Annotated in this window: 22 protein-coding genes; 4 read left to right on the forward strand and 18 right to left on the reverse strand. The window is 48.0% G+C overall.

What is annotated here, in order from left to right:
• Positions 1–637 precede the first annotated feature (637 nt).
• Positions 638–1288, reverse strand: a complete 651-nt coding sequence (locus B0H94_RS11885; RefSeq protein ID WP_106589497.1) for an SDR family oxidoreductase — start codon at positions 1286–1288, stop codon at positions 638–640.
• A 162-nt stretch (positions 1289–1450) separates the two neighbouring features.
• On the opposite strand from B0H94_RS11885, the gene B0H94_RS11890 reads away from it, so the two are divergent.
• Positions 1451–2641, forward strand: coding sequence for a hypothetical protein (locus tag B0H94_RS11890; protein WP_106589498.1), 1191 nt, complete (start codon positions 1451–1453; stop codon positions 2639–2641).
• 180 nt (positions 2642–2821) lie between these two features.
• Here the strand turns inward: B0H94_RS11890 and B0H94_RS15255 are convergent, their stop codons facing one another.
• The 14 genes from B0H94_RS15255 to B0H94_RS11980 form a co-directional block, all read right to left on the reverse strand.
• Positions 2822–6766 carry a hypothetical protein gene (locus tag B0H94_RS15255; protein WP_181315389.1) on the reverse strand — a complete coding sequence of 1315 codons (3945 nt, stop codon included), beginning with the start codon at positions 6764–6766 and terminating at the stop codon, positions 2822–2824.
• 191 nt (positions 6767–6957) lie between these two features.
• Positions 6958–7848 carry a macrolide 2'-phosphotransferase gene (locus tag B0H94_RS11915; protein ID WP_106589499.1) on the reverse strand — a complete coding sequence of 297 codons (891 nt, stop codon included), beginning with the start codon at positions 7846–7848 and terminating at the stop codon, positions 6958–6960.
• A 63-nt stretch (positions 7849–7911) separates the two neighbouring features.
• Positions 7912–9162: an ergothioneine biosynthesis protein EgtB gene (gene egtB / locus B0H94_RS11920; protein WP_106589500.1), complete on the reverse strand. Its 1251-nt coding sequence runs from the start codon at positions 9160–9162 to the stop codon at positions 7912–7914.
• Between the two features lie 65 nt (positions 9163–9227).
• Complete coding sequence (locus B0H94_RS11925; RefSeq protein WP_106589501.1) at positions 9228–9746, reverse strand: shikimate kinase; 519 nt, start codon at positions 9744–9746, stop codon at positions 9228–9230.
• Positions 9746–10519, reverse strand: a complete 774-nt coding sequence (gene aroD / locus B0H94_RS11930) for a type I 3-dehydroquinate dehydratase (protein WP_181315390.1) — start codon at positions 10517–10519, stop codon at positions 9746–9748. Before aroD ends, B0H94_RS11925 begins: the two co-directional genes overlap by 1 nt.
• Positions 10520–11355: 836 nt before the next feature.
• Positions 11356–12198, reverse strand: a complete 843-nt coding sequence (locus B0H94_RS11940) for a cupin domain-containing protein (protein WP_106589504.1) — start codon at positions 12196–12198, stop codon at positions 11356–11358.
• 73 nt (positions 12199–12271) lie between these two features.
• Positions 12272–12976, reverse strand: a complete 705-nt coding sequence (locus B0H94_RS11945) for a DUF429 domain-containing protein (RefSeq protein WP_106589505.1) — start codon at positions 12974–12976, stop codon at positions 12272–12274.
• Positions 12977–12989: 13 nt separating this feature from the next.
• Positions 12990–14474 carry a potassium/proton antiporter gene (locus tag B0H94_RS11950; RefSeq protein ID WP_106589506.1) on the reverse strand — a complete coding sequence of 495 codons (1485 nt, stop codon included), beginning with the start codon at positions 14472–14474 and terminating at the stop codon, positions 12990–12992.
• A gap of 750 nt (positions 14475–15224) precedes the next feature.
• Positions 15225–15641, reverse strand: a complete 417-nt coding sequence (locus B0H94_RS11955; RefSeq protein WP_106589507.1) for an RDD family protein — start codon at positions 15639–15641, stop codon at positions 15225–15227.
• Between the two features lie 10 nt (positions 15642–15651).
• Positions 15652–16383: a tubby C-terminal domain-like protein gene (locus B0H94_RS11960; protein ID WP_106589508.1), complete on the reverse strand. Its 732-nt coding sequence runs from the start codon at positions 16381–16383 to the stop codon at positions 15652–15654.
• 11 nt (positions 16384–16394) lie between these two features.
• A complete protein-coding gene (locus tag B0H94_RS11965) occupies positions 16395–17495 on the reverse strand; it encodes a LolA family protein (protein WP_106589509.1) in 1101 nt (366 codons plus the stop codon).
• A 12-nt stretch (positions 17496–17507) separates the two neighbouring features.
• Positions 17508–18839, reverse strand: coding sequence for a HAMP domain-containing sensor histidine kinase (locus B0H94_RS11970; protein WP_106589510.1), 1332 nt, complete (start codon positions 18837–18839; stop codon positions 17508–17510).
• Positions 18840–18914: 75 nt separating this feature from the next.
• A complete protein-coding gene (locus tag B0H94_RS11975; protein ID WP_106589511.1) occupies positions 18915–19601 on the reverse strand; it encodes a response regulator transcription factor in 687 nt (228 codons plus the stop codon).
• A 187-nt stretch (positions 19602–19788) separates the two neighbouring features.
• Positions 19789–20004, reverse strand: coding sequence for a hypothetical protein (locus B0H94_RS11980; RefSeq protein WP_106589512.1), 216 nt, complete (start codon positions 20002–20004; stop codon positions 19789–19791).
• A 431-nt stretch (positions 20005–20435) separates the two neighbouring features.
• Between B0H94_RS11980 and wrbA the strand changes: the two genes are divergently transcribed.
• Positions 20436–21029: an NAD(P)H:quinone oxidoreductase gene (gene wrbA, locus B0H94_RS11985; protein WP_245894003.1), complete on the forward strand. Its 594-nt coding sequence runs from the start codon at positions 20436–20438 to the stop codon at positions 21027–21029.
• A gap of 81 nt (positions 21030–21110) precedes the next feature.
• On the opposite strand, the gene B0H94_RS11990 is transcribed toward wrbA, so the two are convergent.
• From B0H94_RS11990 to B0H94_RS12000, 3 genes are all read right to left on the reverse strand, one after another.
• Positions 21111–21734 (reverse strand): polysaccharide deacetylase family protein, encoded by a 624-nt coding sequence (locus B0H94_RS11990; RefSeq protein ID WP_245893998.1) that lies wholly within the window; start codon positions 21732–21734, stop codon positions 21111–21113.
• Positions 21735–21969: 235 nt separating this feature from the next.
• Positions 21970–23265 carry a Na+/H+ antiporter family protein gene (locus B0H94_RS11995; protein ID WP_106589513.1) on the reverse strand — a complete coding sequence of 432 codons (1296 nt, stop codon included), beginning with the start codon at positions 23263–23265 and terminating at the stop codon, positions 21970–21972.
• 680 nt (positions 23266–23945) lie between these two features.
• The gene (locus tag B0H94_RS12000) at positions 23946–24779 is read right to left on the reverse strand and encodes a YitT family protein (RefSeq protein ID WP_106589514.1); all 834 of its coding nucleotides are present in this window, start codon (positions 24777–24779) and stop codon (positions 23946–23948) included.
• A gap of 227 nt (positions 24780–25006) precedes the next feature.
• On the opposite strand from B0H94_RS12000, the gene B0H94_RS12005 reads away from it, so the two are divergent.
• A complete protein-coding gene (locus tag B0H94_RS12005; protein WP_106589515.1) occupies positions 25007–25795 on the forward strand; it encodes a class I SAM-dependent methyltransferase in 789 nt (262 codons plus the stop codon).
• Positions 25796–25947: 152 nt separating this feature from the next.
• Positions 25948–26796: a VOC family protein gene (locus B0H94_RS12010; RefSeq protein ID WP_106589516.1), complete on the forward strand. Its 849-nt coding sequence runs from the start codon at positions 25948–25950 to the stop codon at positions 26794–26796.
• Positions 26797–26964: the final 168 nt, after the last annotated feature.

Here is a 26964-nt window from a genome sequence, read left to right on the forward strand (position 1 = left end):
GGCTGCAGAACCATGAACGTAACCTTCACTTCAGACGGGCGCTTTCCCGAGGGCTTGGCTTCAGCTAACTTGTTCGAATATAAACCATTCGAACAAGTGGATCTTCAGCCTGCGCTTAATCCTCTGGGAGTCGCCGTCTTTCGTTTCGGTTACTTTTCAATTTAAGAATCATCAAGCATTGCTAATGTATATGGTTCGTTTTAACGTTCACAAATCCTCATTATGAAATTGATCGATGTAAGTATTGCTTGATCAAAAAGATCTCTACCATTCATGACCATCAAATGACGCAAATCTGACGAGCATCGGCGGCGACGCCACCAGGAACAGCGCGAGCCGAAAATCCCGCAGGCAGTGACTTTCTGCCGAGGAAGTTGAGTCGGTGACGGGGGCTAAGAAGACACGGTGAGATCAAGCTTCAGCGTAGATCAAACCGATGTCGCCCTTGTGCCCTCCGGGTGCAAGCGTCCGCCGAAAAGCAACGTCAGCCTCCGCTTTTCTAAAAAGTTTGTCTACACGCTGCATCTGCCGCTGACTCGCGGCGGTTTTTTATAGAGCATCTTTACAACGGAGCGCTGGACACGAAAAGATATGAAAAACCGGGCACATTTGAAGTGCCCGGTTTTTTCGTGTCAGCTTATAACGACTTTACTGCGTCTTTCACGGATTGTTCTCCTGAAACAACTTGAAACTCCTTGCCAATGGTTGCATCGTTCTCCAAGCTGGCAGCAATCACTGCGGCCACGTCTTCACGCGGAACGTAGCCACGCTCAACTTCTGCTGCAGCTTGTACTTTACCTGTACCTTCATCATTCGTTAATCCACCTGGGTGAATGATCGTGTAGTCCAGGTTCGTTGATTTCAACCACTCATCGGCGTAATGCTTTGCGGCTACATATGGCGCAAAGTTTTCCGGCGCTTCCTGAATCGCTTCGCGAGTCGTATCAAATGAGCTAATCATAACAAAACGTTTTACACCAGCTTTTTCTGCGGCTTTAATCGTTTTTACCGCACCGTCTAAATCAATCATAATGGTTTTATCTTTGCCTGTATTTGGCCCGGAACCTGCCGTAAAGACGACTGCCTCAACATCTTCAGCAGCTTTTGCAATGGCTTCGGTATCATCTTCTAAATCGACAATCGCTGTTTCTACTCCAAGCTCCTCAAAATAAGGCTTCTGTTCAGTTTTACGAATCATTGCCTTTCCGTTCAACTGCTCACTTTCAGCAATATCAGACATGAGATGTTTACCAATCTGACCGTTTGCACCTACGACGAGTACTTTCACAAGCTGTCACCCTTTCAGCATCTCTTATAATTTATACGCCAACACCTCACTAGTTCCACTAGAGAAGTCCTCATAAACCTGCTGCCTTAATTACAAGATTGACGCTTTCGAGATCCGGGAAACCACTAATAAGCAACACTAATATGATCAAGGAGGGGCATTATGGCCTGGAAAAGCGCTTCGGCTGTCGCCATTATTTCAGCCGGCACTTTGCTCGCAGCTTCGTCAGTCCAATCCGCAAATGTGGATCAAGCATTTCAACAGCTAGAAGACAACCCTTTCGCCAGTTTCAGTTTCTCACAAGACGTCACTTACGATGACGAAGCCGTGATTGATAACCGCTCGACGTTAGACATCGAAGGAACTTTCACAGCTGAGGAAGAGTTTGATGTGGAAGACCGGTCTAACTTCAATGTGAGTGGCAACGCTTTGTTTGAGGATGACCTCCGGGTGCTTGGCCAATCGGAATTTTCAATCGGTGATACCCTCACCCTTGAAGATGAACTCGACATTGGTAAATTTTCAGCCATTCATGTAGAAGGCAGCGGTGAATTTGATGAGATCAATGCCGAAGAGTTTTCCGAATTAAGGATTGGCAGCACCGCTTTATTTACTGAAGAAATTTCTTTTGCCAACCGAAGTATGCTCGATATTTCCGACGATGCAGTTTTTGACGACGAAGTTACTTTCGAAGCAATGAATACTTTTCATGTCGATGGTACTGCAGAATTTGATGAAGAAATGTCAGGTGAAAAGAACCTTGAAATGAACATAACTGATGAAACACGCTTTCACGAAGATGTAAAGTTCGGAGTTAACACTGATTTTCATATTGAAGAAGACGTTGATTTCGATGATGAACTAAAAGTGAAAGACAACTCCCATTTAACGATTGATGGCGCCACAACCATTGGTAACGAACTCGAAGTCAAACCTAAATCCGACTTGTATTTTAACGGTCGTACCGACTTTGGAAATGAAGTGAAGCTTGAAGCAGCTTCGACGATGGATGTGGAAGGCGACGCTGATTTTGCGAATGAAGTTGCCTTTAAAGACGCTACAGACGTCACGATCGATGGCGATGCTGACTTTGCCAATGAAACAGAGTTCGGACCAAACAGCAGCTTAATTATTTGGGGCGATGCCGACTTTGCTAACGAAATCCTTGTAAAGCCCGGGACGGAAATCATCGTCCTCGGGGATGCTGATTTCGGTGATAGCATGGATCTCCCTCACGCTGCGGACTTTTACGTCTGCGGTGACGCCTCTGGGCCAGCCTCTTCGCAAACAACAGATTGTGATGCAGAAGATGTAGACGAAGAAACAGTTGATATTGTAGCTGAATTAGAGTAAAACAAATTTACTCCCGATTCAAAAGGAGGAGACAACACCATCAAACACCGGTGTTGTCTCCTTTTTAATTTATGCAGCGATCATTTCGCACACTAACCGCTTATCCACATAAGCGCGTATTTCTCAATACACTACGAAAAAGCGCAGGGTCAATGCCGACCCTGCGCCTTTCTTATTTTATTATTTTTTTCGTCCGCGCATCATCATCCAAAGGCCGGTGAAAAAGGCCGCGATACCACCTAGACCAAGTGGTAAATAACCTGCTGCTGTATCTGGAAGGCGGTCCCCTTCCTGAACTTCACCTGCTTCGGATCCGCTTTGATCACTTACACCTACAGAAGCATCAGCCTGAAGGCCACCAGCTGCACCTGCTCCTACACGATAACCTGCACTCGATGGCTGTGTTACGCCTTCACCGCGCTGTGTCTGAGTACCATCTGCATCTGCAGAACCGCCGGAATAAGGAGCACCTGCACCAGCCGTCCCACCGTCGGCAACACTATCTTCGCTCTCGCTGTCTTCAGTATCTTCGTTGTCTCCGTCGGTATCTCCATCACCGGAACCGCCTGCCCCGGCACCTCCGTCACCGTCAGCTCCAGCGTCACCTTCACCATCGGCATCCGCATCGGCACCTGCATCCCCGTCTGCTTCTCCGCCGGCATCAGCTTCAGCATCGGCACCTGCGCCACCATCCCCATCGGCAGAAGCTGCACTATCAGCAGCAGATTCTTCGCTGTATGCGTTAATATCGATGTTTGTGATGTGGCCTTCATTGTTGATGTTATCGTTAATATCTAAATTTGTATTTGGTAGATCATTATTAGAGGCGCCTACAGAGCCCGATGCATCTAGATCAGCATCTCCGTCTCCGTCTGCTGCGCCATCTGCGTCGGCATCACCTTCACCATCCGCATCGGCAGCGCCATCGGCATCTGCATCAGCGTCTGCGTCTCCGTCCGCATCAGCTCCTGCATCCGCATCCGCATCTGCATCAGCGTCTGCATCTCCATCGGCGTCGGCGTCGGCGTCGGCATCAGCATTCTCCATCTCCTGGAAGAAGTTAATTGTGTGCGCCTCATTGATGACATCATTAATGACTTCAACATCGACATCAGGGGTTTCAAATATATCTGTGCTTTCTGTTGTCGAGGCTGCTGTTTTGTAAACATCCATGTGCGCTGCTTGATTCACAAAGTCTAAGAATGAATCGTTAGCAATAGAATCAAAGTTTGCTGCTGCTGTACCTGCACCATCTCCGGCACCTGCTCCATCTGCACCAGCATCACCATCGGCACCTGCATCTCCAGCTGCATCTCCTTCACCATCGGCTCCAGCTCCTGCGTCTCCATCTGCGCCAGCACCTGCGTCTCCGGCACCATCAGCATCCGCATCGGCTGCAGCATCAGCCGCGGCATCCTCGTTATAAAGATTGATGTCGAAGTTGGTTGTATGCCCCATATTATCAATATTGTTATTGATCTCGATATTGTTTGGCATCACATCACTTAAGGAGCGGATCGGCTGACCATTAGCTGTCATTCCGGCCGCATCCATATCGGCGTCGGCGTCGGCGTCTCCGTCGCCATCGGCATCTCCATCCGCATCTGCATCGGCGTCTCCATCTGCATCGGCAGCGCCATCAGCTGCACCATCGGCGTCTGCGTCTGCATCTGCATCGGCACTTGCATCAGCGTCCGCATCGGCGTCTGCGTTTTCCATTTCTAAATAAAAGTCAATCGTGTGCCCTTCGTTGATCACATTATTTTCTACGAAGATACTATTCACGATCGAATCATCATCTTTAGCTTCCAGCTCTGGTACGCTTGCAGCTGCGGCGTCGGCACCAGCTCCTGCATCGCCTTCACCGTCAGCACCTGCGTCGCCGTCGGCATCCGATCCGGCTCCAGCGTCTCCCGCACCTGCACCATCAGCGCCGGCATCGGCGTCGGCTGCGGCATCCGCTGAAGCTGCAGAAGCGTAGTTCTCGAGGTCAATTAAGAAGTCGAGACCATGACCTTCATTACTAATGTCATTATTAATTTCTACATTGTTATCTACACCGCTTCCGTCTGCAACAGATCCTGGAATTGGCTGATTGGCAGCATCAAGGTCTGCATCTCCGTCGCCGTCGCCATCGCCGTCAGCATCCGCATCGGCATCTCCGTCTCCGTCGGCGTCCGCATCACCATCTGCATCCGCATCTGCATCGGCGTCTGCGTCTCCATCCGCATCTGCATCGGCGTCTGCGTCTCCATCCGCATCCGCTGCAGCATCACTATCTGCATCTGCATCTGCATCGGCGTCGGCATCTGCATCTGCATCGGCGTCTGCGTTTTCCATTTCTAAATAAAAGTCAATCGTGTGGCCTTCGTTAATAACGTTATTGACAACGTGAATATCGTTGTAAGCTCCTGGATCAGTTGTGTTTGCAGAACTTATACCTGCAGCTTCAGCATCAGCACCTCCGTCGGCATCTGCACCGGCGCCAGCATCTCCGTCGGCATCTGCTCCGCCATCGCCTGCTCCATCGGCACCTGCCCCCGCATCACCTGCTCCATCCGCATCTGCAGCACCTTCACCAGCAGCACCTGCCCCTGCAGAAGCATCAGCCGCAGCTGCATAGTTTTCCCAATCCGCAAATAGATCAAGCTGGCTGCCCTGATTGTCAATGGAGTTATTAATTACAGCGTTAGAATACGGCTGATTATTTTGTTGTGACGCGCCCATGTCTGTTTGCGCAGCATCAACATCTCCATCTGCATCGGCATCCCCGTCACCGTCAGCATCTCCATCGGCGTCAGCATCTGCATCGGCATCGGCTGCACCATCGCCATCTGCGTCTGCGTCTGCATCAGCGTCTGCATCGGCATCTGCATCAGCGTCTGCGTCCGCATCGGCATCTGCATCAGCGTCTGCGTTTTCCATATGCAAGTAAAAATCAATGGTATGCCCTTCATTGATAACGTTGTTCTCAACAACAATGTTATTCCGTGTCGTCGCATCCCCATCAGCAGCGCTTACTTCTCCGGTATCGTCGTTATCATTTGCGTTATAAGTTTCCGGGCCATAATCGTTACGCTGGGCTTCAAGTTTTTCTATATCTTCAATGTTTTCACTGTTTTCCTCGCGGTTATGCGTTGCCGGCGCTAAATCGGCACCCTCATTTTCAGGCTCTTCCTCTGTGCCAGAAGTGTCATGATCCTCAAGCGCCGCTGCATAAATCTCTTGATCTTCAGGTTCAAAGTCATTGCGATTTGCCTCAAGTGAAGCTGCCGCAGCTTCGCCATCAGCGTCAGCTCCAGCATCTCCTTCTCCATCAGCACCTGCGCCACCATCTCCGTCGGCGTCGGCACCAGCATCACCAGCTCCTTCAGCATCTGCATCAGCCGAAGCTTCAGCGCCGGCACCGCCGTCCCCATCACCTGAAGCAGAAGCATCTGCATCATGATTTTCTAAGTCTGTACCTATGCTTGTCTGGTTTCCTTTGTTCTCAATATCGCTATCAATATTTACGTTGCTCTCTTCACCTTGAGTTTCTCCTCCAGTGTTTTGCGCTTCAACTTCGTTTTCTTCTGGTTCTGGTTCTGGCTCTGGTTCAGGCTCCGGTTCTGGTTCAGGCTCTGGTTCAGGCTCTGGTTCAGGCTCTGGTTCTGGCTCTGGTTCAGGCTCCGGCTCTGGCTCTGGCTCGTATGACTGCTGTTCTTGAGCAGTAGTGCCGCCAGCATCACCGTCCGCGTCTCCGCCTGCATCTGCGTCAGCACCGGCATCCGCGCCTGCATCCCCGTCAGCATCTGCTGCGGCATCACCATCTGCGCTGGCATCTGCATCGGCTGCACCATCAGCATCAGCCGATGCATCGGCATCCGCGCCTGCATCCGCATCACCGTCTGCGTCTGCATCTGCGTCAGCGTTTTCCATTTCCATGTTTACATCGATTTCGTCACCTTCATTTTTCACTTCGTTATGAACTTCGACGGTTTTTCCTTCTTCCGCGTCTGCTTGTCCAGCGAACATGAATGCTGAAGCTGCCACCGTGTATGTTGTAAAGATCGTCATCTTCCGCTTCAAAGATCGATGCTTTAGGCCGTTTAGTTTCCGTTTGTAGTCAATTTCTTTTCTCCGCAAAACGGTCACTCCTCTATAATTTTTTGACGAACCGTTACCTTAAAGTATGTAAGGATCTATATTGACCAGTCGAGCGTTCGCCATATGTTCCGATAATGCACGCATTTCCCTGACAAATAGATCCTGCAAACTCAAAATTTGAACTTTTATTGAAATTTTATGTGATAATGGATGAAAATTTGCGGAATCGTTCAGTCTTGGCCCTCCAATGCCTCTTTTGCCATCTGTTGATAAGCTTCTTCCCCGGAACGGATCGCAAACTCGGCAATATCGAGCGGTGAGGTTGCTGCCCAAGCTTGAATTTGAGGCACCGCTCCTTCGGTTAACGGACCTCCCTGCTTTTCGTATGCTTGAAGCAAACGGCGCAGTTCCACTTCGCCAAAGGTATGGTAATAGCCCACCAAATCGATGGCAGGGTCACTGATGTCAACTTCGGTCCAGTCGATGAAACCGGTGACTCGCTCCTCATCGTCAATGATCATATGCCCCGGATGCATATCACCGTGGATGACGGTTGTTTCACTCGGCCAAAACTTATCGTCATGAATCCAGCAGAGCCACTTGGCGTCAAGCTGTTCAGATACAACAAAAGACTGCTTCACTTCACCAATCCGCTCAAGCTGCCGGGTACGCACATCTTGAATCGTACGAAGGTTAATCCCCGCTCCTGCAACATTTTGCTTTGATACATGATGCAGCGAGGCTAGCCCAGAGGCTAGTGTCTCAATAAAGTGATCCGAAAGCGGATCCACTGTGAGCTGCCATGCATAGGCGCCAGCTTCTGCATCAATGGTCCCCGCCGGCACCCCGGAAAGAAGCGGGTAAGCGATAAAGTCTTCTTCAGCAATCTGCCAATCCGGTGCTTCGACACTCAACTGCGGACGAACTGCCTGCAGCACTTGTTTCTCTCGGTGGATACCTGCTTTCACATCGTCACGAAGCGGCACCCGGCAAAGCCAGCGCTTCCCTGTTTCATCCACGCCTGCAGCCGTCGCAAAATCAAGCCCGGATTCATTCACTTCCCCGATCTGAACGTGTAAGCCGTATTTACGAGCGAGATTTTTGATTGATTCTCTTGTCATTGTCCTTCACCTGCTTTTTTACAAAGTTAAGCCGCCTCCTCAAATCGAGCAGGCGGCGTGCTGCTATACGTTATCCGCCAGCCGGAAGCCGCTGTAAGCCCAGCGCATGTGCGGATAAAAGAAGTTACGGTACGTTGGACGGATATGCGAGGCCGGTGTCACACATGCCCCGCCGCGCAGCACCATTTGATTGGCCATAAATTTGGCATTATATTCACCGAGCGACCCATCCAGCGGCTTGTTGCGCGGGTAAGGCGTGTACGGGCTCCGCGTCCACTCCCATACATCACCGTACGCTTTAAGAAACGCTCCATCCCCGTACGAAGCATCCGGCTCATAAATGCCATCATCCATGAAGTTTCCACGAATCTCCTCTTCAGCAAGCGCATACTCCCATTCCTGCTCTGTCGGCAGTCTTTTGCCGGCCCAGCGCGCATACGCATCTGCTTCATAAAAGCTGACGTGCACGACAGGTGCTGCTTCATTCACAGGCTGCAGACCACCAAGGGTAAACACGTACCATTTGCCTTTATGGTTCTGCCAATACTGTGGATGGCTCCAGCCTTCTTCCTGCACTTTCTGCCAGCCGTCAGAGAGCCAATAGGACGGCTCCTCGTAACCACCGGCTTCGATAAACTGCATAAACTCCCCGTTGGTCACCGGCCGGTTGGCAAGCTGATACGGGTGGACATACGTGTTGTGGCGGGGTCCTTCATTATCAAAAGCAAAGCCGGTGCCGTCATGACCTACTTCAACAAGTCCGCCTTTAAATGGATGAAACTTTAACGCCGGGGCTTCTCCCGCCGCCGGTACGGCACTTTCTTTAAATGTCGGAAGCAGCGGATTAAAGGAGAAATTGTACTTCATATCCATCAAGATTAGCTCCTGATGCTGCTGCTCATGCTGCAAACCGATCTCCACGAGCTCATAAACGTCACTGCTCAAGTCTTCCTGCTGCAATAACTGCGCCATATACGTATCAACATGCTTACGGTAGTTGATGGTTTCCTCAACACCGGGACGTGAAATCAAGCCGCGTTCAGCTTGCGGGTGCGGAGTGCCAACCGTTTCGTAATAAGAGTTAAATAAGTAAAAGAAGACAGCGTTAAAATACTCATAGTCCGAGAGGTGCTCTAGTAAAATAAACTTTTCAAAAAACCAGGTTGTATGTGCTAAATGCCATTTCGTCGGGCTGACGTGTGCTGCCGCCTGCAGCATAAAATCTTCTGTATTCAAATGGGATACAAGCTCACGTGTCTGCTCCCGTACCGCGGTATATGCCTGTAACGCTTGATTCGTTTCAGTTAACTGCAAAAAACCCACGCCCCTCTCTGGTAAATATTACTCTATTTACCGGGGACGTGAGGTTTTAAACGTGTTTAGTTGGTACGTACAGCCGAAACAATTGCTTCAGCTACCGCTTCTTCACTTAAGCCATCTGTCATCACTTTCATGTGGTGATCCTTATACAAGTCTTTGCGTTCATAAAAGAGAGATTCAATTTCGTCTACATTCTTTTTCTGCAAAACCGGACGGGTATCAATAATATCATCAAGCCGCTCCGTCCACGCCTCCCAGCTCATATCCAAATGAACAACCAGGCCATGCTCAAGGCAGAGCCGGCGCAATGCGTCATTCATAAACACCCCGCCGCCGAGTGAAATGACTTGATTCGATGCCGTGCAGTACGCTTCAACAAGCTCCCGTTCCTTCTCCCGAAAAACATCCTCACCGTACGCACTGAAAATATCAGGAATCGTCATATCGAATGCTTTCACAATTTCATCATCAATATCTACAAACGTGCGGTCAAGCTGTTGTGCAGCCAGCGCACCGGCCGTCGTTTTACCTACACCCATAAAACCGACGAGAATCACACTTTTTTTTGCTTCTTCCATCATGATAACCTCCCTGCATCGTCACCGAGCACCTGCTGCACCCCTTGCATTAATCCGAGCGGTACCTGGCCTGGTGCCGAGCTTTGTTCACCTGCTGCAAACGTCAAAGCTGAACCGAAGGATGCGCCGGTGATCCGCGTCGGGGCTCCAAGGCGCCCCATGGCAATTGTAATCAATGGAATACGCGCGTTCTCCACCGCAGCAAGTGTCACCTCATGCACTTGCAGAACATCGCGGCTCGTATGCGGCATCACCGCAACTTTTCCGATATCTGCGCCGTATGCTTCGCAATCGCTTAAGATGGTTTGCAAAACATCAGGCTCGGGCGTCTTGTCAAAGTCATGAAACGAGAGGAGCAGCTTCGCCCCGTACGCTTGCACCGCCGCTTTTACCGTTTCAATATGAGCTTTTCCGCCGCTTAATTCATAGTCAAAAATATCAAGCGCACCGGTGGCAGCAAGCGTTTCAATTAAAGCAACTTTTTCCGCCTCCTGCAGCTGTATCGGCTCACCGCCCTCGCGCTCAGAGCGAATTGTAAAGATCACCGGAATCTCGCCGGCAGCCTCGCGGATCTCGCCGGCAAGTGCTTTCACCTGCTCAGAGGCTTTTAAGTCTTCATAAAAATCAGCGCGCCACTCAAGCACATCCGGTTTTTCGGCGACCAAAGCTTTTACCTGGTTCAGAACCTCCGCTTTCGTACGACCAACGATTGATGTACAAATGTTCATCGCAAACGGCGCGAGCTCCGCTTGTCGAACCTGCAAACGAACCATCCAGCCTCCCCCTTTCATATGTATACGTCATTCTTTTAATCTACCGGAGACAGCCTATGAAAACAAGCCGAAAATAACTAATGGAATGCGGGCAATAAATACCGTAGCCGTGCAGTTATTACTCCAGACGGGCAGTTTTCACCTCAACCGCGCACATTTTTCAACAATCGCGCAGTTTTCACCTCAGCCGCGCACATTTTTCAACAATCGCGCAGTTCTCCCCTCCAGACGGGCAGTTTTTCCTCCAACCGTGCAGTAACTTTGTCATTTGCCGAAATCGCCACCTCGTGCTACCTTGAAGAAAATCGACGTGTACGACGTGTAGATCGCGGGGGATTCATCTATGTTCAGCATCATTTGGCGTGTAATCGTTCTTCTTATCGGGAGTTTTGTCACCTGGGATGCCTACCAATCAGGAGACCCTACCTGGGCCGTCGCGTTTGGCCTCGCTACCCTCCTGTTGTTAAGTTCAATTGTGCGTAAGCTGAAACACTTAAAAAATGGAGGAGATGATGCGCAATAAGCAAAAATGTGTTTGGAGCTGAAATTAGCGCGATGGACCTCTTTCTCTGAAACTGAAACACGCTCCCTCAAAGTTGGACCTCTAACAAACCAATATGGAGCGCGTTCTCCCCAAAATGGAGCGCGTTCTCCCCAAAATGGAGCGAACAAGCGCTGGATGAACCTCCACCTCTCCAATATGGAGCGGCTCACCCCTAAAATGGAGAGAATAAGCGCTGGGTGGAGCGCCCCACCCCTATAATGGAGCGGCTCGCCCTAGAAACGGGCCCCCTCTCCCAAAAATGAAACCAGCCGGCGCACCGGCTGGTTTCATTTCAATGATGATGGTGGTGTTCAGCTTCTTCAGCTTCAGCTTTTGTCGCATGTACGGTGCCGTATGGATGCTCCGGCGGGGCGTATATGGAGTATAGCTTAAGCGGCTCCTGCCCTGTGTTAGTAAGGTTGTGCCACACACCAGCCGGAACGAACACAGCGTAGTCGTCCCTCACATTGCGGCGGTAACTTAACTGATCTTCACGCGGCCCCATTTCTACACGACCGCGCCCCGCTTCAATTCGGAGAAATTGGTCATGATCCGGATGAATTTCAAGACCGATGTCATCGCCAGGCTCAATACTCATCAAAGTCAATTGTAAGTGCTCTCCCGTCCAAAGCGCCGCGCGGAAATTCTCATTATCCTCTGTCGCACGTTCAATATTTACAACGTACGGCTCTCCTCCATGATCCCGCCGAGGCTCTCCCCGGGATTCACCAGAAGCAAGCCGCCGCAGCTCTTCGGCTTGTTGAAAAGCATCCGCTGAAGCTTGATACAAAATGGATTGAAGCGGAGTCCCCTGTGCCGCCTGACAACCATTCCAATAAGCCTGCGCATTTTCCATCCCAAACTGGTAAGCCTGCTGCATACCAGTTTCAAAGTTTGAAATTTCCTGGCTGCTTCGCATGTACGGTGGCTGCTGCCCGGTCACCTGCTGATACATGTCGGCCAAATACGCGAACTGCGCTTCTTGCCGATCGGCCAGCTGACTAAGCAGTTCCTCCTCCTCATTTGACGAAGCCTTATCTGCAAGCTGCCGGTATAAAGAAGCAGAAACTGACTGGCGCTGCACTGCGTCTGTGAAAATGTCCGGGCCCTGCATCTGCTGTGGCATGTAATACATAACGTCACCCTTTCACAAGATCTTTCACAACAGCCTATGCAAGTAGATGCAGAATGTCACCCGCCCGGATGCCTTAAAATGATTTTACATAGTGAATGCGCATCGCCGCTTGAATTTCATTGGCAGGATTTTCAGGCACTGAGTGCTTCCAACATTCTGGACTGTCAGCTGCAACGGCAAGAAGAGCAGCATCGATTAGGTCATCATCGGCGACTTCTTTCTTCAAATACTTACGCCTGGCGTCTTCAAATGAAGAAGTGATGTCATATCCATAATCGCGCAAAAGCTCCATCCGCTCGGTTTTCCCTTCAATTTTCTTTTTACGTTTCATCAAAGGCGCATCGTTGAGTCCTGCACCGACCAGTTCAGGATGAGCCTCCCATAAGTTAATCTCCGGATACACACTCAAAAACTGTTCCACTTCAAACATTTTTGGCGCAAGGTGCCATACTTGTTTACTCATACCGCGGTCAGTTAATTGTTTATGAGCGGCGTTTGCTTCTGAATACGTCGAATGCTCAAGAGCTGGACGTGCTGGTACTGAAAATACCGTGGCGCCCCGCCGGCCCAACAGCTTCCGGGCTTCGGTATCAGCTTGGCGCGGATAGGCATACACCGGCGGCATTCCGATCGGCATATCAATCCAGATAATATCTGTTTTTTGAAACGGAATATTCTTCAATGTTGTGTACAATTCGAAACCCACATTTGATGAATCACTTGTAATCCAAGCCACTGCCCACCCGTACTTACAGCCGTCAATGCCGACACACCTCATCCTAACGCTCCCTCTAATCGCCTTTATTTTTCTTAGGAAGCAGCACTTTCTTCACTTCCTGCTGCTTATGCTTCGGCACTAAAATGTAAAGAAAATCATTCGGTTCAATGACCGTTTCTTCAGTCACATTAATTAAATCATCACCACGCAGAAGCGCATTCACCTCTGCTCCTTCCGGAAGCGGCAAATCCCCTGCTTTATGACCTACTGCCGGGGTATAAGGGGCCGCATAAAACTCTACAAATTTGGCATCTGCCCGACCAATATTGACTAGCTCAAATGAATAATGCGGCATATCTTTTTTCGGACCTGTTACCCCTAGTTTTTCTGCAGCCGGGGTCATGGTTGCACCTTGGAGCACAGCGGAGGTCAACACGATAAAGAAGACGACGTGAAAGAGCTCCTCTGCAACTTCGACACCGGCTACAATCGGAAAAATTGCCAAAACGATCGGCACTGCACCGCGCAAGCCGGCCCAGGAGAGAAATATTCTTTCCTGCAGATTGTAGCCCATGCCGAGTGTTGAAAGAAAGACCGCCAGCGGCCGCGCAACAAACATTAAAATCATGGATAATAATAAACCTGTCCAAATGATTGACCAGGAAAAGATTTCACCCGGTATCACAACCAGCCCTAGAATAACGAACATGACAATTTGTGAGACCCAAGCCAAGCCTTCATGAAAGCGTGAAATCGTGTAACGGTGCGTCAGTGGCGAGTTGCCAATAACCAGTGCACAGACGTAGACAGCAAGAAAACCACTCGCAAAAACAAACTCCGTGACGCTGTAAGTAACAAGCGCGACAGCAAGTGTAAAAATTGGATAAAGCCCGGTGGCATCCAGGTTAATCCGGTTAATCGCCTGTGAAGCCATCCAGCCGATCAACAACCCCAGCCCGGCACCTGCAAGCATCTGCCAGAAGAAAGATCCAATCATGAACGCCGGGCTGCTGCTCGTATCAAGCAAGAGTTCAATCGCAGCGAGGGTTAAAAATACCGCCATCGGATCGTTCGCCCCGGCCTCACCTTCCATGGTTGCACCGAGCCGTTCATTAATCGGCTTCCCTTTCAGCGTCGCAAATACTGCCGCCGCATCCGTTGAACCAACCAATGCACCGAGAAGCATCGCCTCGAGCATGCTTAAATCTAAAATTAAATAAGCAAATAAAGCAAGCACAGCTGATGTTAAAAACACGGTCACGGTCGCAAGCGAGACCGCAGTGCCAATCACCGGGCGGATGGTCGTCCAGTTTGTATGTAAACCACCTTCAAACAATATAATAACCAATGCAATAATCCCGACAATCTGTACTTCCTCTAAGCTCCTCACATCGATAAACCCATACGCATCTGAGCCCATCAACATGCCAAGCGCAATAAATAATACGAGTGAAGGCACGCCAAGGCGGCTGGAGAATTTTGTGATGATTACGCCGCATAATAAAGCGGCGCCTAAAATGATCATAAAGTAATCGCTTAGCAGGTGCTCTGTAAGCATCCCGGCAACCCTCCCTCGTCCTGACAGTGTCAACCTCCTGTTTTCCCCTATTTATCATGTACGTAACTTCAGTATTTTAAAGGCTTTTAAAATACAAAAAAGCCGTGTATTACACGACTTCAGGCTGAAGACAAATTACAAAACTTAACATTAACTCACAACTTACGGCTTCAACCGCCGCTGGCTGCCCTATTAAGGGAAAAAACGAATCATGAACGTAAACTTCACCCCAGACGGACGCTTTCCCGAGGGCTTGGCTTCAGCTAACTTTTTCGAATGCAGACCATTCGAAAAAGTGGATCTTCAGCCTGCGCATGATCCTCTGGGAGTCGCCGTCTTTTGTTTCGGTTACTTATTCGTTAACGGATCATTAAAGATTTCCATTGGATATGGTTCGCTTGACCGATCATGAAGCACCATTATGAAATTGGCTTATGTAAATATTGCTTGATCAAAAGGATCTTTACATTTGATGACCCTCAAACTACACAAGGCTGAGGAGCACCGGCGGCGACGCCACCAAAAACAGCGCGAGCCGAAAATCCCGCAGGCAGTGACTTTCAGCCGAGGAAGTTGAGGCCGTGACGGGGGCTAAGAAGACACGGTGACTTCAAGCGTAAGCGCAGATCAAACCGATGTCGCACTTGTGCCCTCCGGGTGCAAGCGCCCGCTGAAAAGCGATATCAGCCTTCACTTTGCTTGAAAGCTTGTCTACACGCTGAAGCCGTGTATTACACGACTTCGATGTTTTCAAGTGTCTTTTTCGATCCGCACAACGTACGTCTTTGCTAAGATGTCGTGCAGTGCCGTTTTCTGAGGCATAAATGCGGCGAGCAGGTAACCGATATACATCGTGATTCCGGATAATATTTCAGCAAAGTAACGTCCAATGGATTGTTTGAATGTGATGCGCTGAAAATTGCGGTTTGTAATTTTTAGCCCAAGGATCCGCTTGCCTAGTGTACCTTGCACCTTCGTCACCGGCATAACGATAAAATACAACGAAGCCAAAAATATAAAAGGAAGATATACGACCGGCACCTGCTCAATATCCCCTGTTCCGTATAGCACATTGGTGACATACATCACCGGAAGCGCAAGCATCAAGCTATCAAGTAAAAAAGCTAGCAGCCGACGCCAGAAGCCGCCGAAACGTCGCTCTGTCATCAAATCCCCCCTAATTTTTTCTCACTAACACAGTTAAATGATATAAGCCGATCAAAAGTGCCGGGTCTCGGTCGGTACTGTAAACATTGATCCGGTGATTGGACCGGATTTTAAAGCGCTCCCTCTGCCCTTCCATAACCTTTTCCTGACCAGCCCACGCCTTTGTTTCGGCAGAGCCGAGCATTCGTTCATATAACAAAGACTGCCCGCGCCCCTCCGGCTGAAAATCAACATTCAAACTTTGCGCTTTAAAACTCGTTTGAAACTTTCCCATATACGCGCCATTCGCATAAACATCCCACTTGTACTTAAAAAGATGCTTCCAGTTATGTTTAAAGTCATACGTTTGCCCTTCTCCTTGGACCTCTACATGGAAAACAAAAAAATCAAGATACCGAGCTAAAAAGCGCTGGACGGGATGGCGGAATTTAATGCGGAGCTCACACGACTTCTCTCCATCTTTTGAAAAAACCGTCGTCCAGTCTTCTGAGGCATCGCGGAACTTTTCTTGATACACATAATCGAAAGCTAATTCGTTTAAATCTACTGGCGCTTCATCCCTTTGTTGATCGGCCCGACGCTGGTAGCTGCGCATCAAACCGATCCCGATGATCGCCACAAATGCGATGCCGGTAAACATCCAGAGCTCACCGGTCGTGATCGGATTATCAGGACCTAAGCCAAGCGTGTCGACTATTGAGATGACAAAAAGAAGTAGAAAAAAAACAAATAAGCGCAGCATGACGTCCCTCCTTAAGGCTCAAAGATCTCCATATTTTCAGCAGTTTCCATCAGTTCTTCTCCATCCAGATCCGGGCGGTCTGAATACAAACTGTAACGTAAACCATCCTCAGGCCAGGCGATGAGCTGCAAGGTCTCAGATGTTGTCATATGCCCGTCTTCGCCACGAACGGTAATGTCTTCCCGTCCAGGCAGATCGACATCCGTATTTGATTCACCATCATCATCCTGGATGATTGAACGAGCATAAGGATCCCCGTCTTCAATATAATGTAACACCAACTCCTCCTCTGGTTCACCGCCTTCTACCACCGTGGTCGTTAACACGGCTTCAGAAAATCGTTCTGCATCGTACAGGAAAGGCTCTCCAAGGTGATCATGTACTTCTTCTAACGTGAGCTCTTCTTCATCTGTCTCTATACCACTACTTAGCGCTTCTTGATCCACAACTTCGACATCTTCTGGTAAATCCAACTCCCATAAACCTTCTGGAATTTCCGGCGCTGTATCGAAGGTCAGCACCTCGATCTCCAAGCTCATCCCTTCCATATCACTCTCTTGCTTTAACGTCAGCCACGTCTCTTGATCAATCCACAACTCGCCATCCCCTTCAGCTGAATCTTCATCTGCTTCTAAAGAAAGATGATACGCCGAGCGATCCTGAACTTCTGTTTCGCCGATCAATTCAATCGTATGCGTATCCTGATAGTTTGAGAGTCGATCCATCTGCTGCTGCATTTCAGACTGCTCCACCATTCCTGCCTCAAGCACCTCGCGTTCGACAGCCTCCTCATCACCTTCTTGGTAAGTTAATGAAGTTTCAGCGTCACTCACAATATAACGGGTGCCTTCACCTTCTCGCTCCATTTCCGTACGTGTATATAAACCGTCAGCTTGTTCAACAAACCATTCTTTTGCCAAGGTTTCGTCTACAACTTCGTCTCCAATTGTGATGGTTATCGCTGTTTCAGTATAGTAATCTTCCAACTGGTCAACCTCTTCCGCCGCTTGTATGATAATATCTTCAGCCGATACTGACGACCCGCCCCCGTCTTCATTACATGCGACGAGCAAGACAGCAGCAGCGAGTAGTGAACCTATGAATTTGTGCACACAAATCTCCTCCTATAACTTTGGAATCCATAAACTTGCAACAGTCCCCTGGCCCGGACAGGGGATCAATATAATATCTCCACCATGGGCTTCAGCAATTTTTTTCACAATACTTAACCCTAAGCCGGAGTGGGTGCTGAACTGTTCTTTCTCTCCTTGATAAAAAGGTTCGAACAAGCGATCATTATCTGCAGCAACAACCCCGTCGTTTTGGATAATCATCTGCATCCCGCCTCCTCTTTGTTGTGACCTGACCGCATCGACCGCTTCAGGAAAGAGAGAAGCTGGTAAACGGTTCTCATCTTCAACGACCACAGCAAATACATGGCTTTCAGCAAAACGAACCGCATTACTCATTAAGTTATTTACAGCACGCTGCATCTGCTTTACATCAACTTTAATCGAACCTTCAGCTAAGATCTTAACAGTGTACGAGAGATCAAAAGAACTGCCCCATACTTCATAATCTGAAAGAATCATCTCAAACAATTCCTCAATATCGACTTCAGCCCATAAAAAACTTTCACTTACACGCTCAAGCATTGAGAACGCATGTAAATCATCAATCAATACTTGCATCTCCTCAGCTTTTCGCTGAATGGTTTGGGCGTATTTATTTTCCGGCATCGCTTCACTATATGTCCGAATGGCGGTTAAAGGCGTTTTTAAATCATGGGACAACGATGCCATCATTTGTTCCTTCTTTTGTTGCTCTGACGCCAGTTCAGCTCGCGCTTGATCAATATCCGTTTTCATTTGTTCAAAGTGTTGATACAACCGTCCGAATTCATCTGAACGGTGTGTTTCTATCGAGCCCGAGCGCTCGCCTTTGGCATAGTTTGTCATTTGAATCGTTAAATCGGTTAGCGGTGTAATTAACTTCCGCTGTACTGCCCAGAGCAACCCTGCGTAAAGCATGATGAGTATCGATGCAAACAACATAACTGCATACATTTGACGCACCTCTACCTCTTCATTCCATATCTCACGCGGGATGCTCAGTTCATAGATGCCGACGATCTCTGTGCTGCCAGCAAACACAGGCTGCTTATACATGTAGCGGTCGCTTAAACGGCGGAGCTCATATAAGTCCTGATAAACGATATCGAGTGAACGATGAAAACCTATCCCACCGTTTTCATCACTCGTAAATGTAACAAGCCCATCAGGGGTATATAATGTTGCTGAGACGCCTGCAGGAAGTTCAATACTTTGATTTGAGTCAGTTTCATATTCATAAAGTTCAGGGTTGGACAAAGCTTCTTCAGCCTCTTCTACATAGGATAAAACAGCTACATGCTCCTCAAGCTGATACCGTGAATCTATATTTTTCAATGAATACATACAGCAGATACGCCCCTGCTAATGGGAGCAGCATCGCCGCTAAATGTGTGATCGATAGCCAGAGTCGTATATTCATCAAACCGGCGTCCCAATAAACCGATAACCAGTGCCCCATGCTGTTTCCAGCCATTTCGGTGATTTCGCCGGGTCATTCAACTTGGTCCACAATTTACGGATATGTACAGTAACCGTATGTTCATCAATGCCTGAAGATTGCTGCCAGACGTGCTCATAAATTTCAGCTTTTGTGAACGTACGTCCAGGGTTAGAGGCTAATAATAATAGAAGTTCAAATTCTTTCGCCGTGAGCACAACCTCTTCTTCAGTAAACACCCGCTGGGCTGACTTTTGGATAACCAACCCTTCAAAAGCCATTTCATCAGCGGAAAGCTCCGGTTGATACTGATGATAACGGCGGATATGTGAATGCACCCGCGCTTCAAGCTCTTTTAGGCTGAAAGGTTTTGTCAAATAATCATCTGCACCGAGTTCGAGACCTTTGACCTTATCTTTATCACTTGATTTTGCACTTATAATGAGAAGCGGCACACTACTTTTCATACGAATATGATGGCACAAGTCGAACCCGTCCATTTCCGGAAGCATTAAATCAACTAGTACAAGGTCAAACGCTCTCCGGCTTACTTCTTCAAGTCCTTCCGTTCCTGTAGATGCCCAAGTGACCTGATAACCTATATCACCTAAATGTTCTTTAACAATCAAAGCAATATCACGGTCATCCTCAACAACTAAAATATGCATCCATCATCACCTCCTGCACATTTTGAATTATACCCGCTTTCTTCACAAAACGACGAAAAGTTTATCATTTGTTTATGATTTCTTCATTCGCATGCCGCCAGTCGGGCTACAAACAAAAAACCGCTGCCTGCTGCCACTCCCCGGTTACAGGGGTCGACACGCAAACAGCGGAAACTCAGCTCATTCTTTATGCGGTATTTTTACGACGAATCCTGCTTTCAATAAACCATGCAATAGCTAAACCTGCCGCCGGAAGAAGCGGTGCCACTTGAAACCAACCGACAGCATACACTGCGATTGTAAGCAGAATAACAAGCCCAAAATATAAACTAAACCTTGAACGGCTTCGCCATGCTGCAGCACACAATCCAGCCCCTAACAAAACCCCCATCCATAACAACATGTCTACTTATTTCACCTCATTTACTGCTTTAAAAATAACTGGAGCAGACCTCGACATACATTGGGCATGACGCCTGATCCTCAAGTGGCTTCCGGTATCACATTGTCTGTTCGCTTTTTACAATCATTCAATCGAGACCTTCCTAACATAATGATATCCAGTATTTACATTCCCCGCAATGAACTTTGATTTTGAACACTCACACTTCACACCTTCTATGACTGCATTGACATTTAGGTTATATTTCTTTAAAATTATCTTTAATTAAAGATTTACGAAGTTGAGATTAAGTTAAAAAAGAGGTGAAGCACGTGGGTCTTCTTGATTGGTTGAAAGGTAAAAAGAAACAGGCAGAAACACCAGCTTCAAACGAAACGCCCGAGCCCGAGCAGCAAGATGCGCCGGCGCCGGATCCTTTAAAAGTAGCAGTCATATATTACAGCTCCACTGGAACGAACCACCAGCTTGCCAAGTGGGCGGCAGAAAGCGCCGAGGCTGAAGGTGCACAAGTGAAAGTCTTCCGCACGGCTGAAACGGCACCGGATGAAGCAGTGGCTTCCAACCCAGCCTGGCAGGCGCACTTAGAAGCAACTAAAGACATTCAAGAAGTTACACTTGATGACCTTGAATGGGCAGACGCGATTATTTTCAGTTCCCCGACACGTTTTGGTAACATCCCGGCACAGATGAAGCAGTTTCTCGATACAACCGGCGGTCTTTGGTTTGAAGGCAAACTAGCCAACAAAGTTGTCAGCGGCATGTCTTCAGCAAGTAACGCCCACGGCGGTCAAGAAAAAACACTACAAACCATTTATACAACGATGATGCACTGGGGCGCATTTATTGTACCTCCAGGCTACACCGACATGTCGTTATTTGAAGCAGGGGGTAACCCATATGGTGTAAGTGTAACCGTAGACCAAGACGGAAATATGATCGAAAATGTGGAAGCGGCCGTGAAGCATCAAGCAAAGCGGACGATTACCGTTGCCTCCTGGGTCAAAGACGGGCAGGCACAAGCATAATTAAAAACCGCCCGGCTAACGACAGCCGGGCGGTTTTTTTGATAAGAAGCAAAATCAGAGTTTTATAACCAAATACAGCAGCTAGTGCTCTAAGCCACCGACAAACTCGTAGCCTTGCGCTCGAATTTCATCGATCAACTCCGGAAGTGCTGCAACGGTATTTTTTAATTCGTGTAGTAAAATAATTGATCCATCCTGCAGGTGATCGCAGACATTACAGATAATGTCATCCGGAGTCTTTTCCGGCTCCCAATCAAATGATGAAATTTCCCACATGACCGGAAGCAGATTGAAGGACTTGAGTACCTCCAACGTATCTTCATTGTAGCGACCAAACGGCGGACGGAAGTACCGCACCTCTTCGCCGGTGACGCGCGCCACCGTCTCTACGTTTAACTTAATTTGCCGCTCCTGCTCTTTTTTATCTAATTTGACAAGGTTGCGGTGCCGGTGCGTATGCGCCCCGATTTGATGGCCTTCAGCGAGCACCCGCCGCCACGGCCGTCCCTCATAAAGCAGGCGCGACTGCCAGAAGAAAATCGCCGGCACACCTTTTTCCTGCAATACATCAAGTATCCTTGGTAACTGGCGGCTCGGACCATCATCAAAAGTTAAAATGACCTGGCCGCCAGCCGGGGTCACTTGTTCTTTATTTTTAATCCAGCGCGGATCCTGCAGATCGTACACAACCTGATGTTGTACCACTCACGCGCGACACATGTCAGACCACCTCAACTTCGTTACCCTTCTTTAATCATTTCTATTCGTACCATACGTTATACGCTATATCGATGCAAGTAACCTGAATACCTGCAAAGAAAAATCGTAAACGCTTTTCGAGCAATGCAATCAATTTCCCGGGAAATATGACAAACCCCTACCCAACCTTGGAAAAGGTCGAGCAGGGTTATCGTTTAATATGCTGTAATTCGTTACCGATTTAGAAGATTAAAGCGGCAAGCAGTCCGAAAGCAAGCAGCGGAATATTAAAGTGTAGAAACGTCGGTACACAAGTGTCCCAGATGTGATGGTGATTTCCATCAGCGTTTAAACCGGACGTTGGACCGAGCGTACTGTCTGAAGCAGGCGAGCCTGCATCGCCAATAGCCCCAGCCGTACCGATTAATGCGGCTGTTGCAAGTGGTGAGAAACCAAGCGCTGCTGCAAGCGGCACGAACAACGCAGCCAGAATTGGAATCGTACCAAATGACGAGCCGATCCCCATTGTAATAATTAAACCTATCAAAAGCATAGCAACCGCACCGAGCAGCTGGTTATTACCTAGTACACCGGCAGCTGATGTAACGAGATCATCAACAGCGCCTGTGTCCTGTAAAATTGTGGCGTACCCTGAAGCCACAAGCATAACGAAAGCGATCATCCCCATCATTTTAATCCCATCAACCATGACTTGATCAGCATCTTTAAAAGGAACAACAGTAAAGATCAGCATGAGTACAATACCTGTGAGCGCACCTAAAACGAGCGACTCTGTACTAAGCTGAATGAGTAAAGCTCCTATAATTGCAATGATGGTAAGCATATGAAACTTCGTGAAACGCATCTCTTTAAAGTCTTCCTCTGCTTCAAGCTGAGCTGCATCGTTCACTTCACGATCTTTACGATACGTCACAAACACTGCAAATAAAAGACCGATAAGCATACCAAGGACAGGCAGCGCCATAGCAAGCGGCACTTCACCAAGGCCGATCGTCATTCCGCTTGCTTCCATTTCATCAACAACAATGCCGTGAAAGATTAATCCATAACCTGCCGGGATTAATAAATAGGGTGCTTTCAAGCCGAACGTAAGTGAAACAGCCGCGGCTCGGCGGTCCAGTTTCATCCGGTCAAATAAGTTTAAAAGAGGTGGAATTAAAATTGGAATAAAAGCAATATGCACCGGCACAACGTTTTGCGACAAACTTGCAACGCCGGCAATCGTTAATAGAACGAAAGCTTTCTTACCTTTTAATGCCTGCACAAGATGCCTAACAAGAAAACCGGTAATGCCGGAATAACCGATCATGACCGCAAATGTACCTAGTAAAATATAGCTTAAAGCTGTCTCCGCTTGATCGCTCACCCCTTCACTTAAAACCTCTACTGTATCAGGAAGCGACATGCCGGACAGCCAGCCTGCTGTCAAAGCTGCAAAAATAATCGCCATGACAACGTTAAGCCGCAGTAAACTTAACACAACCATCACAAGAACTGAAATAATGACCGCACTCATAAATGAATTACACCCCTTCGTTCAAAGATCACAAACTTCAACATTATATCATAACCTCATTTTCTACGGGAACCGAAAAAAACCGGGAGTATTTTTATCTCCCGGACAGGCTGTAGACAAATTGCACAACTTAACATGAACTCACAACTTACTGCTCCACCTGCCGCGGGTTGCCCCATTAAGGGGAAAACTGAATCATGAACGTGGCCTTCACGCCAGACGGACGCTTTCCCGAGGGCTTGCCTTCAGCTAACTTGTTCGATTTCAATGCCAATCGAACAAGTGGATCTTCAGTCTGCGCTTGATCCTCTGGGAGTCGCCGTCTTTCGTTTCGGTCACTTTTACATTTGCATATGGTTCGTTTGATCACTCATGAAGCGTCATGATGAAATTGATTCATGTAGCTTTATCAAAAAGCTCTCTACAATTCATGACGATGAAATGACGCAAGACTGAGGAGCGCCGGCGACGCCACCAGGAATAACGCGAGCCGAAAATCCCACAGGCAGTGACTTTCTGCCGAGGAATTTGAGGTCTTGACGGGGGCTAAGAAGACACGGTAACTTCAAGCATCCGCCGAAAAGCAACGTCAGACTACACTCTTCTTGAAAGTTTGTCTACACGCAAACCGGGAGTATTTTATCTCCCGGCTGTAGATGCGAGTTTTCATTATAGAATGTCTAACCATTTCCAAAGCCGCTTGATATAAAGCCGCCGGAGACGTCTTTCACGTTGTGCACGACAATGAACGCATCAGGATCTACTTCTTTGATCACCCGTTTTAACCTAAGCAGTTTGTGCGAGTGAATCACAATATAGAGCACCCGGCGCTGTTCTTTCATATATTCACCCTGCCCGTAAAATACGGTGGCACTTGAAGCAAGCTCGTGCGTAATGCGGTGAGAGATCTCTTCAGAATACGGCGAAACGACATTTAACGCTTTTTTCGAATCAAAGCCGCCAAGCACAAAATCAGTAACAACTTTTCCGATATAAAGCGCAATTAACGTGTACATCGCAAGAATTGGCCCAATCACAAAAATCCCGGCAAGTACGATAATGGCATCTACAACAAGGTTCGTTCCTGTTAAACTCCAGCCGAGCTGATGGTTCATAATCCGGGCAATGATTGATGAGCCACCGACAGAGCTTCCGGCTTGGAAAATAAAGCCGAAGCCGGCACCGGCAAAAATCCCGAAAAATACAGCAGCAAGCATCACATCATCAATTGGACGTGCTAATACGTCTTCTAAAGCCCACAAGAAAAATGACAGGACGCTGATCGTAAACACTGTTTTATATATAATAACCCGCGGTAAGTAGCGGGCACCGATCGCAAGGAGCACGATAAAGATAAGCGGTGTCGAGAGTCCCGGTGAAAGCCCGGTACTATAGTAAATTAAGAGCGAAACACCAACGATCCCACCATCGGCAATCGAGTTCGGCATCGCAAACTGGGTCGTCCCTGCCGCAAAAATAAATGTACCGATGATAATATATATAATATTTTTCATTTGTTTGGTCACTTCCTTTCCCCACGCTTTAGATAAAAAAAGAAACCACCCTATCGCTATTTCGATAAGGATGATTTCTTACCTGTCACTATCGTAGCACACCCGGGAAGGAGTTCCAATTGAAACTACAGAAAAATCTTACTTATTCATTAAGGAAATAAATGTTATTATTGAACGAACAACAATGGATCAAACGCCAGGACTACATTTAACGTGGAGGTCTTCATATGCAAACGAATTTCGGCAATGTTGCAAAAGCGTACGCGCAACATCGAAACGATCTGCCTGATGAATTGATGGCAAGCTTAAAATTAAGAGGGATTCATTTTCATGGTAAAGACGTGGTTGACCTCGGCGCCGGGACTGGCGTGTTAAGCCGTGCCATGTCCAGAGAAGGATCTGCTGTTACCGGGGTTGAACCGTCTGCCGAGCTAATTGCAGAAGCAAAATCCATTGATGAAAGCGAAGATATGAACATAAACTACATTTGTAACTTCGCAGAGTCTACTGATTTACAAAGCGCTGCATTTGATTGCGCCACAGTTTTACGAGCCTGGCACTGGTTTGATCGTCAGAAAACGATGGATGAAATCAAAAGGCTGCTCCAGCCAGGTGGGAAATTACTCGTAATGGATTCAGGATTTACATCTAAGTCAAAAATCATATCTGACACTGCGGAAATTGTTAAAAGCTACATGCCGGATGGTAAAATCAAACCGGCCGGCTCCAAAGCAGACGCCAGCCAACTCATTCACAGTTTTCCTGTAGAATGGTTTGAAGAATGGAAACAAGGTGGGTTTGATTTAAAAGAAACATATAAATTTAATTACACCGTATCGTTTTCAAATGAATCATGGTGCGGGCGAGTGGGCTCCCTCTCATGGCTCACAAATTTTGATGAATATCAAAAACAAGAAGTGCTCGATAAGATTTATACTCATTTAACGAACGAATTTGGGGATGTCGAACATCATATTCAGCACGGGTGTTACGTAGCAATTCTAGCGCAGAGTTAATCCTCTCATATAATCTGCCTATGCATGAAACAAGGAGCATTTTCTGTTCTCCGGCTTCTTGTTTCATGAAGGGCATGAGCAGTTCTCTTTTCTTGTCGTTGATTTCGTCGTATATTTATCTTAAATTCAAGAAGCTTAAGGAGGAGACTTTTATGCCTTTCCACCGTAAGCCGACAACGTTTGTGAGTCACGTCCATCTTCACGTACAGAACCTTGAACGCACCATCTCTTTTTATCAGGATACCCTCGGCTTTCATGTACTGTATCAAACTGATTCAGAAGCTGCATTCAGCGCCGACGGAGAGACAGCTCTGATCACAGCCGGGCAGCCGATAGGCGTCACGCCAAAAGAACGATATACGACCGGGTTATATCACTTTGCCCTGCTTCTCCCCACCCGTAAGGATCTGGCCAAGATCGTCACCTATTTCAATGAGATCGGCTTGAACTTCGGCTCCTCTGACCATACCGTGAGCGAATCTATTTATCTCGCTGATCCGGACGGAAACGGTATCGAAATCTATGCGGACCGGGATCCGGATGGCTGGACTTGGGAAAATGGCGAAGTTAACCTTACGGTGGATCCGCTCAACTACCGCGACCTGCTCGCTGAAAACGACGGCGCACCGTGGAAGAAAATGCCGGAAGCTACGTTGATGGGACACGTGCATTTACACGCGGCCGACCTTGAAGAGACCGAAGACTTTTACCTCGAAGGCCTTGGCTTTGAAATGGTCAGACGGTTTAATCCGCAAACGCATTTTATCGCTGACGGCAAGTATCATCACCACATCGCATTAAACACGTGGCACGGCGTAGGCGCCCCGGCTCCTTCACCAAGCAGCGCAGGCATGGCTTATTTCACATTAAATGTAGCCGATAAAGAAAAACAAATCGCTATCACGTCGAAACTTGAATCACTTGGCACACCGGTGACAAAAACCGAGGACGCCGTCTGGGCAGCAGATCCTTCAGGGACGAAAATCAAGATTGTCGTATAAGCCCTTATCAAATGAACGTCCGGAAGCGTCAACTTATAACACTTCCGGACACTTTAGATTGAAAGAAGAAACCTATCCACTCACTTGCTTTAATAGCTCATACAAATTTGCCTTCGCTTCAAAGCAAACGATTAGCAAGGCAATTCATAATCCTCAATCTCACATCCA

The sequence above is a fragment of the Salsuginibacillus halophilus genome (genome assembly GCF_003014715.1).
Lineage (GTDB): Bacteria > Bacillota > Bacilli > Bacillales > Marinococcaceae > Salsuginibacillus > Salsuginibacillus halophilus.

Excerpts from the sequence above, each read along its gene's own strand:
- B0H94_RS11890 (WP_106589498.1), top strand. The coding sequence starts at position 1,451 with ATGGCCTGGAAAAGCGCTTCGGCTGTCGCCATTATTTCAGCCGGCACT.
- B0H94_RS11915 (WP_106589499.1), bottom strand. The coding sequence starts at position 7,848 with ATGACAAGAGAATCAATCAAAAATCTCGCTCGTAAATACGGCTTACAC.
- B0H94_RS11925 (WP_106589501.1), bottom strand. The coding sequence starts at position 9,746 with ATGGAAGAAGCAAAAAAAAGTGTGATTCTCGTCGGTTTTATGGGTGTA.
- aroD (WP_181315390.1), bottom strand. The coding sequence starts at position 10,519 with ATGGTTCGTTTGCAGGTTCGACAAGCGGAGCTCGCGCCGTTTGCGATG.
- B0H94_RS11940 (WP_106589504.1), bottom strand. The coding sequence starts at position 12,198 with ATGTATTACATGCCACAGCAGATGCAGGGCCCGGACATTTTCACAGAC.
- B0H94_RS11945 (WP_106589505.1), bottom strand. The coding sequence starts at position 12,976 with ATGAGGTGTGTCGGCATTGACGGCTGTAAGTACGGGTGGGCAGTGGCT.
- B0H94_RS11950 (WP_106589506.1), bottom strand. The coding sequence starts at position 14,474 with ATGCTTACAGAGCACCTGCTAAGCGATTACTTTATGATCATTTTAGGC.
- B0H94_RS11955 (WP_106589507.1), bottom strand. The coding sequence starts at position 15,641 with ATGACAGAGCGACGTTTCGGCGGCTTCTGGCGTCGGCTGCTAGCTTTT.
- B0H94_RS11960 (WP_106589508.1), bottom strand. The coding sequence starts at position 16,383 with ATGCTGCGCTTATTTGTTTTTTTTCTACTTCTTTTTGTCATCTCAATA.
- B0H94_RS11970 (WP_106589510.1), bottom strand. The coding sequence starts at position 18,839 with ATGTATTCATTGAAAAATATAGATTCACGGTATCAGCTTGAGGAGCAT.
- B0H94_RS11975 (WP_106589511.1), bottom strand. The coding sequence starts at position 19,601 with ATGCATATTTTAGTTGTTGAGGATGACCGTGATATTGCTTTGATTGTT.
- B0H94_RS11980 (WP_106589512.1), bottom strand. The coding sequence starts at position 20,004 with ATGTTGTTATGGATGGGGGTTTTGTTAGGGGCTGGATTGTGTGCTGCA.
- B0H94_RS11995 (WP_106589513.1), bottom strand. The coding sequence starts at position 23,265 with ATGAGTGCGGTCATTATTTCAGTTCTTGTGATGGTTGTGTTAAGTTTA.
- B0H94_RS12000 (WP_106589514.1), bottom strand. The coding sequence starts at position 24,779 with ATGAAAAATATTATATATATTATCATCGGTACATTTATTTTTGCGGCA.
- B0H94_RS12005 (WP_106589515.1), top strand. The coding sequence starts at position 25,007 with ATGCAAACGAATTTCGGCAATGTTGCAAAAGCGTACGCGCAACATCGA.
- B0H94_RS12010 (WP_106589516.1), top strand. The coding sequence starts at position 25,948 with ATGCCTTTCCACCGTAAGCCGACAACGTTTGTGAGTCACGTCCATCTT.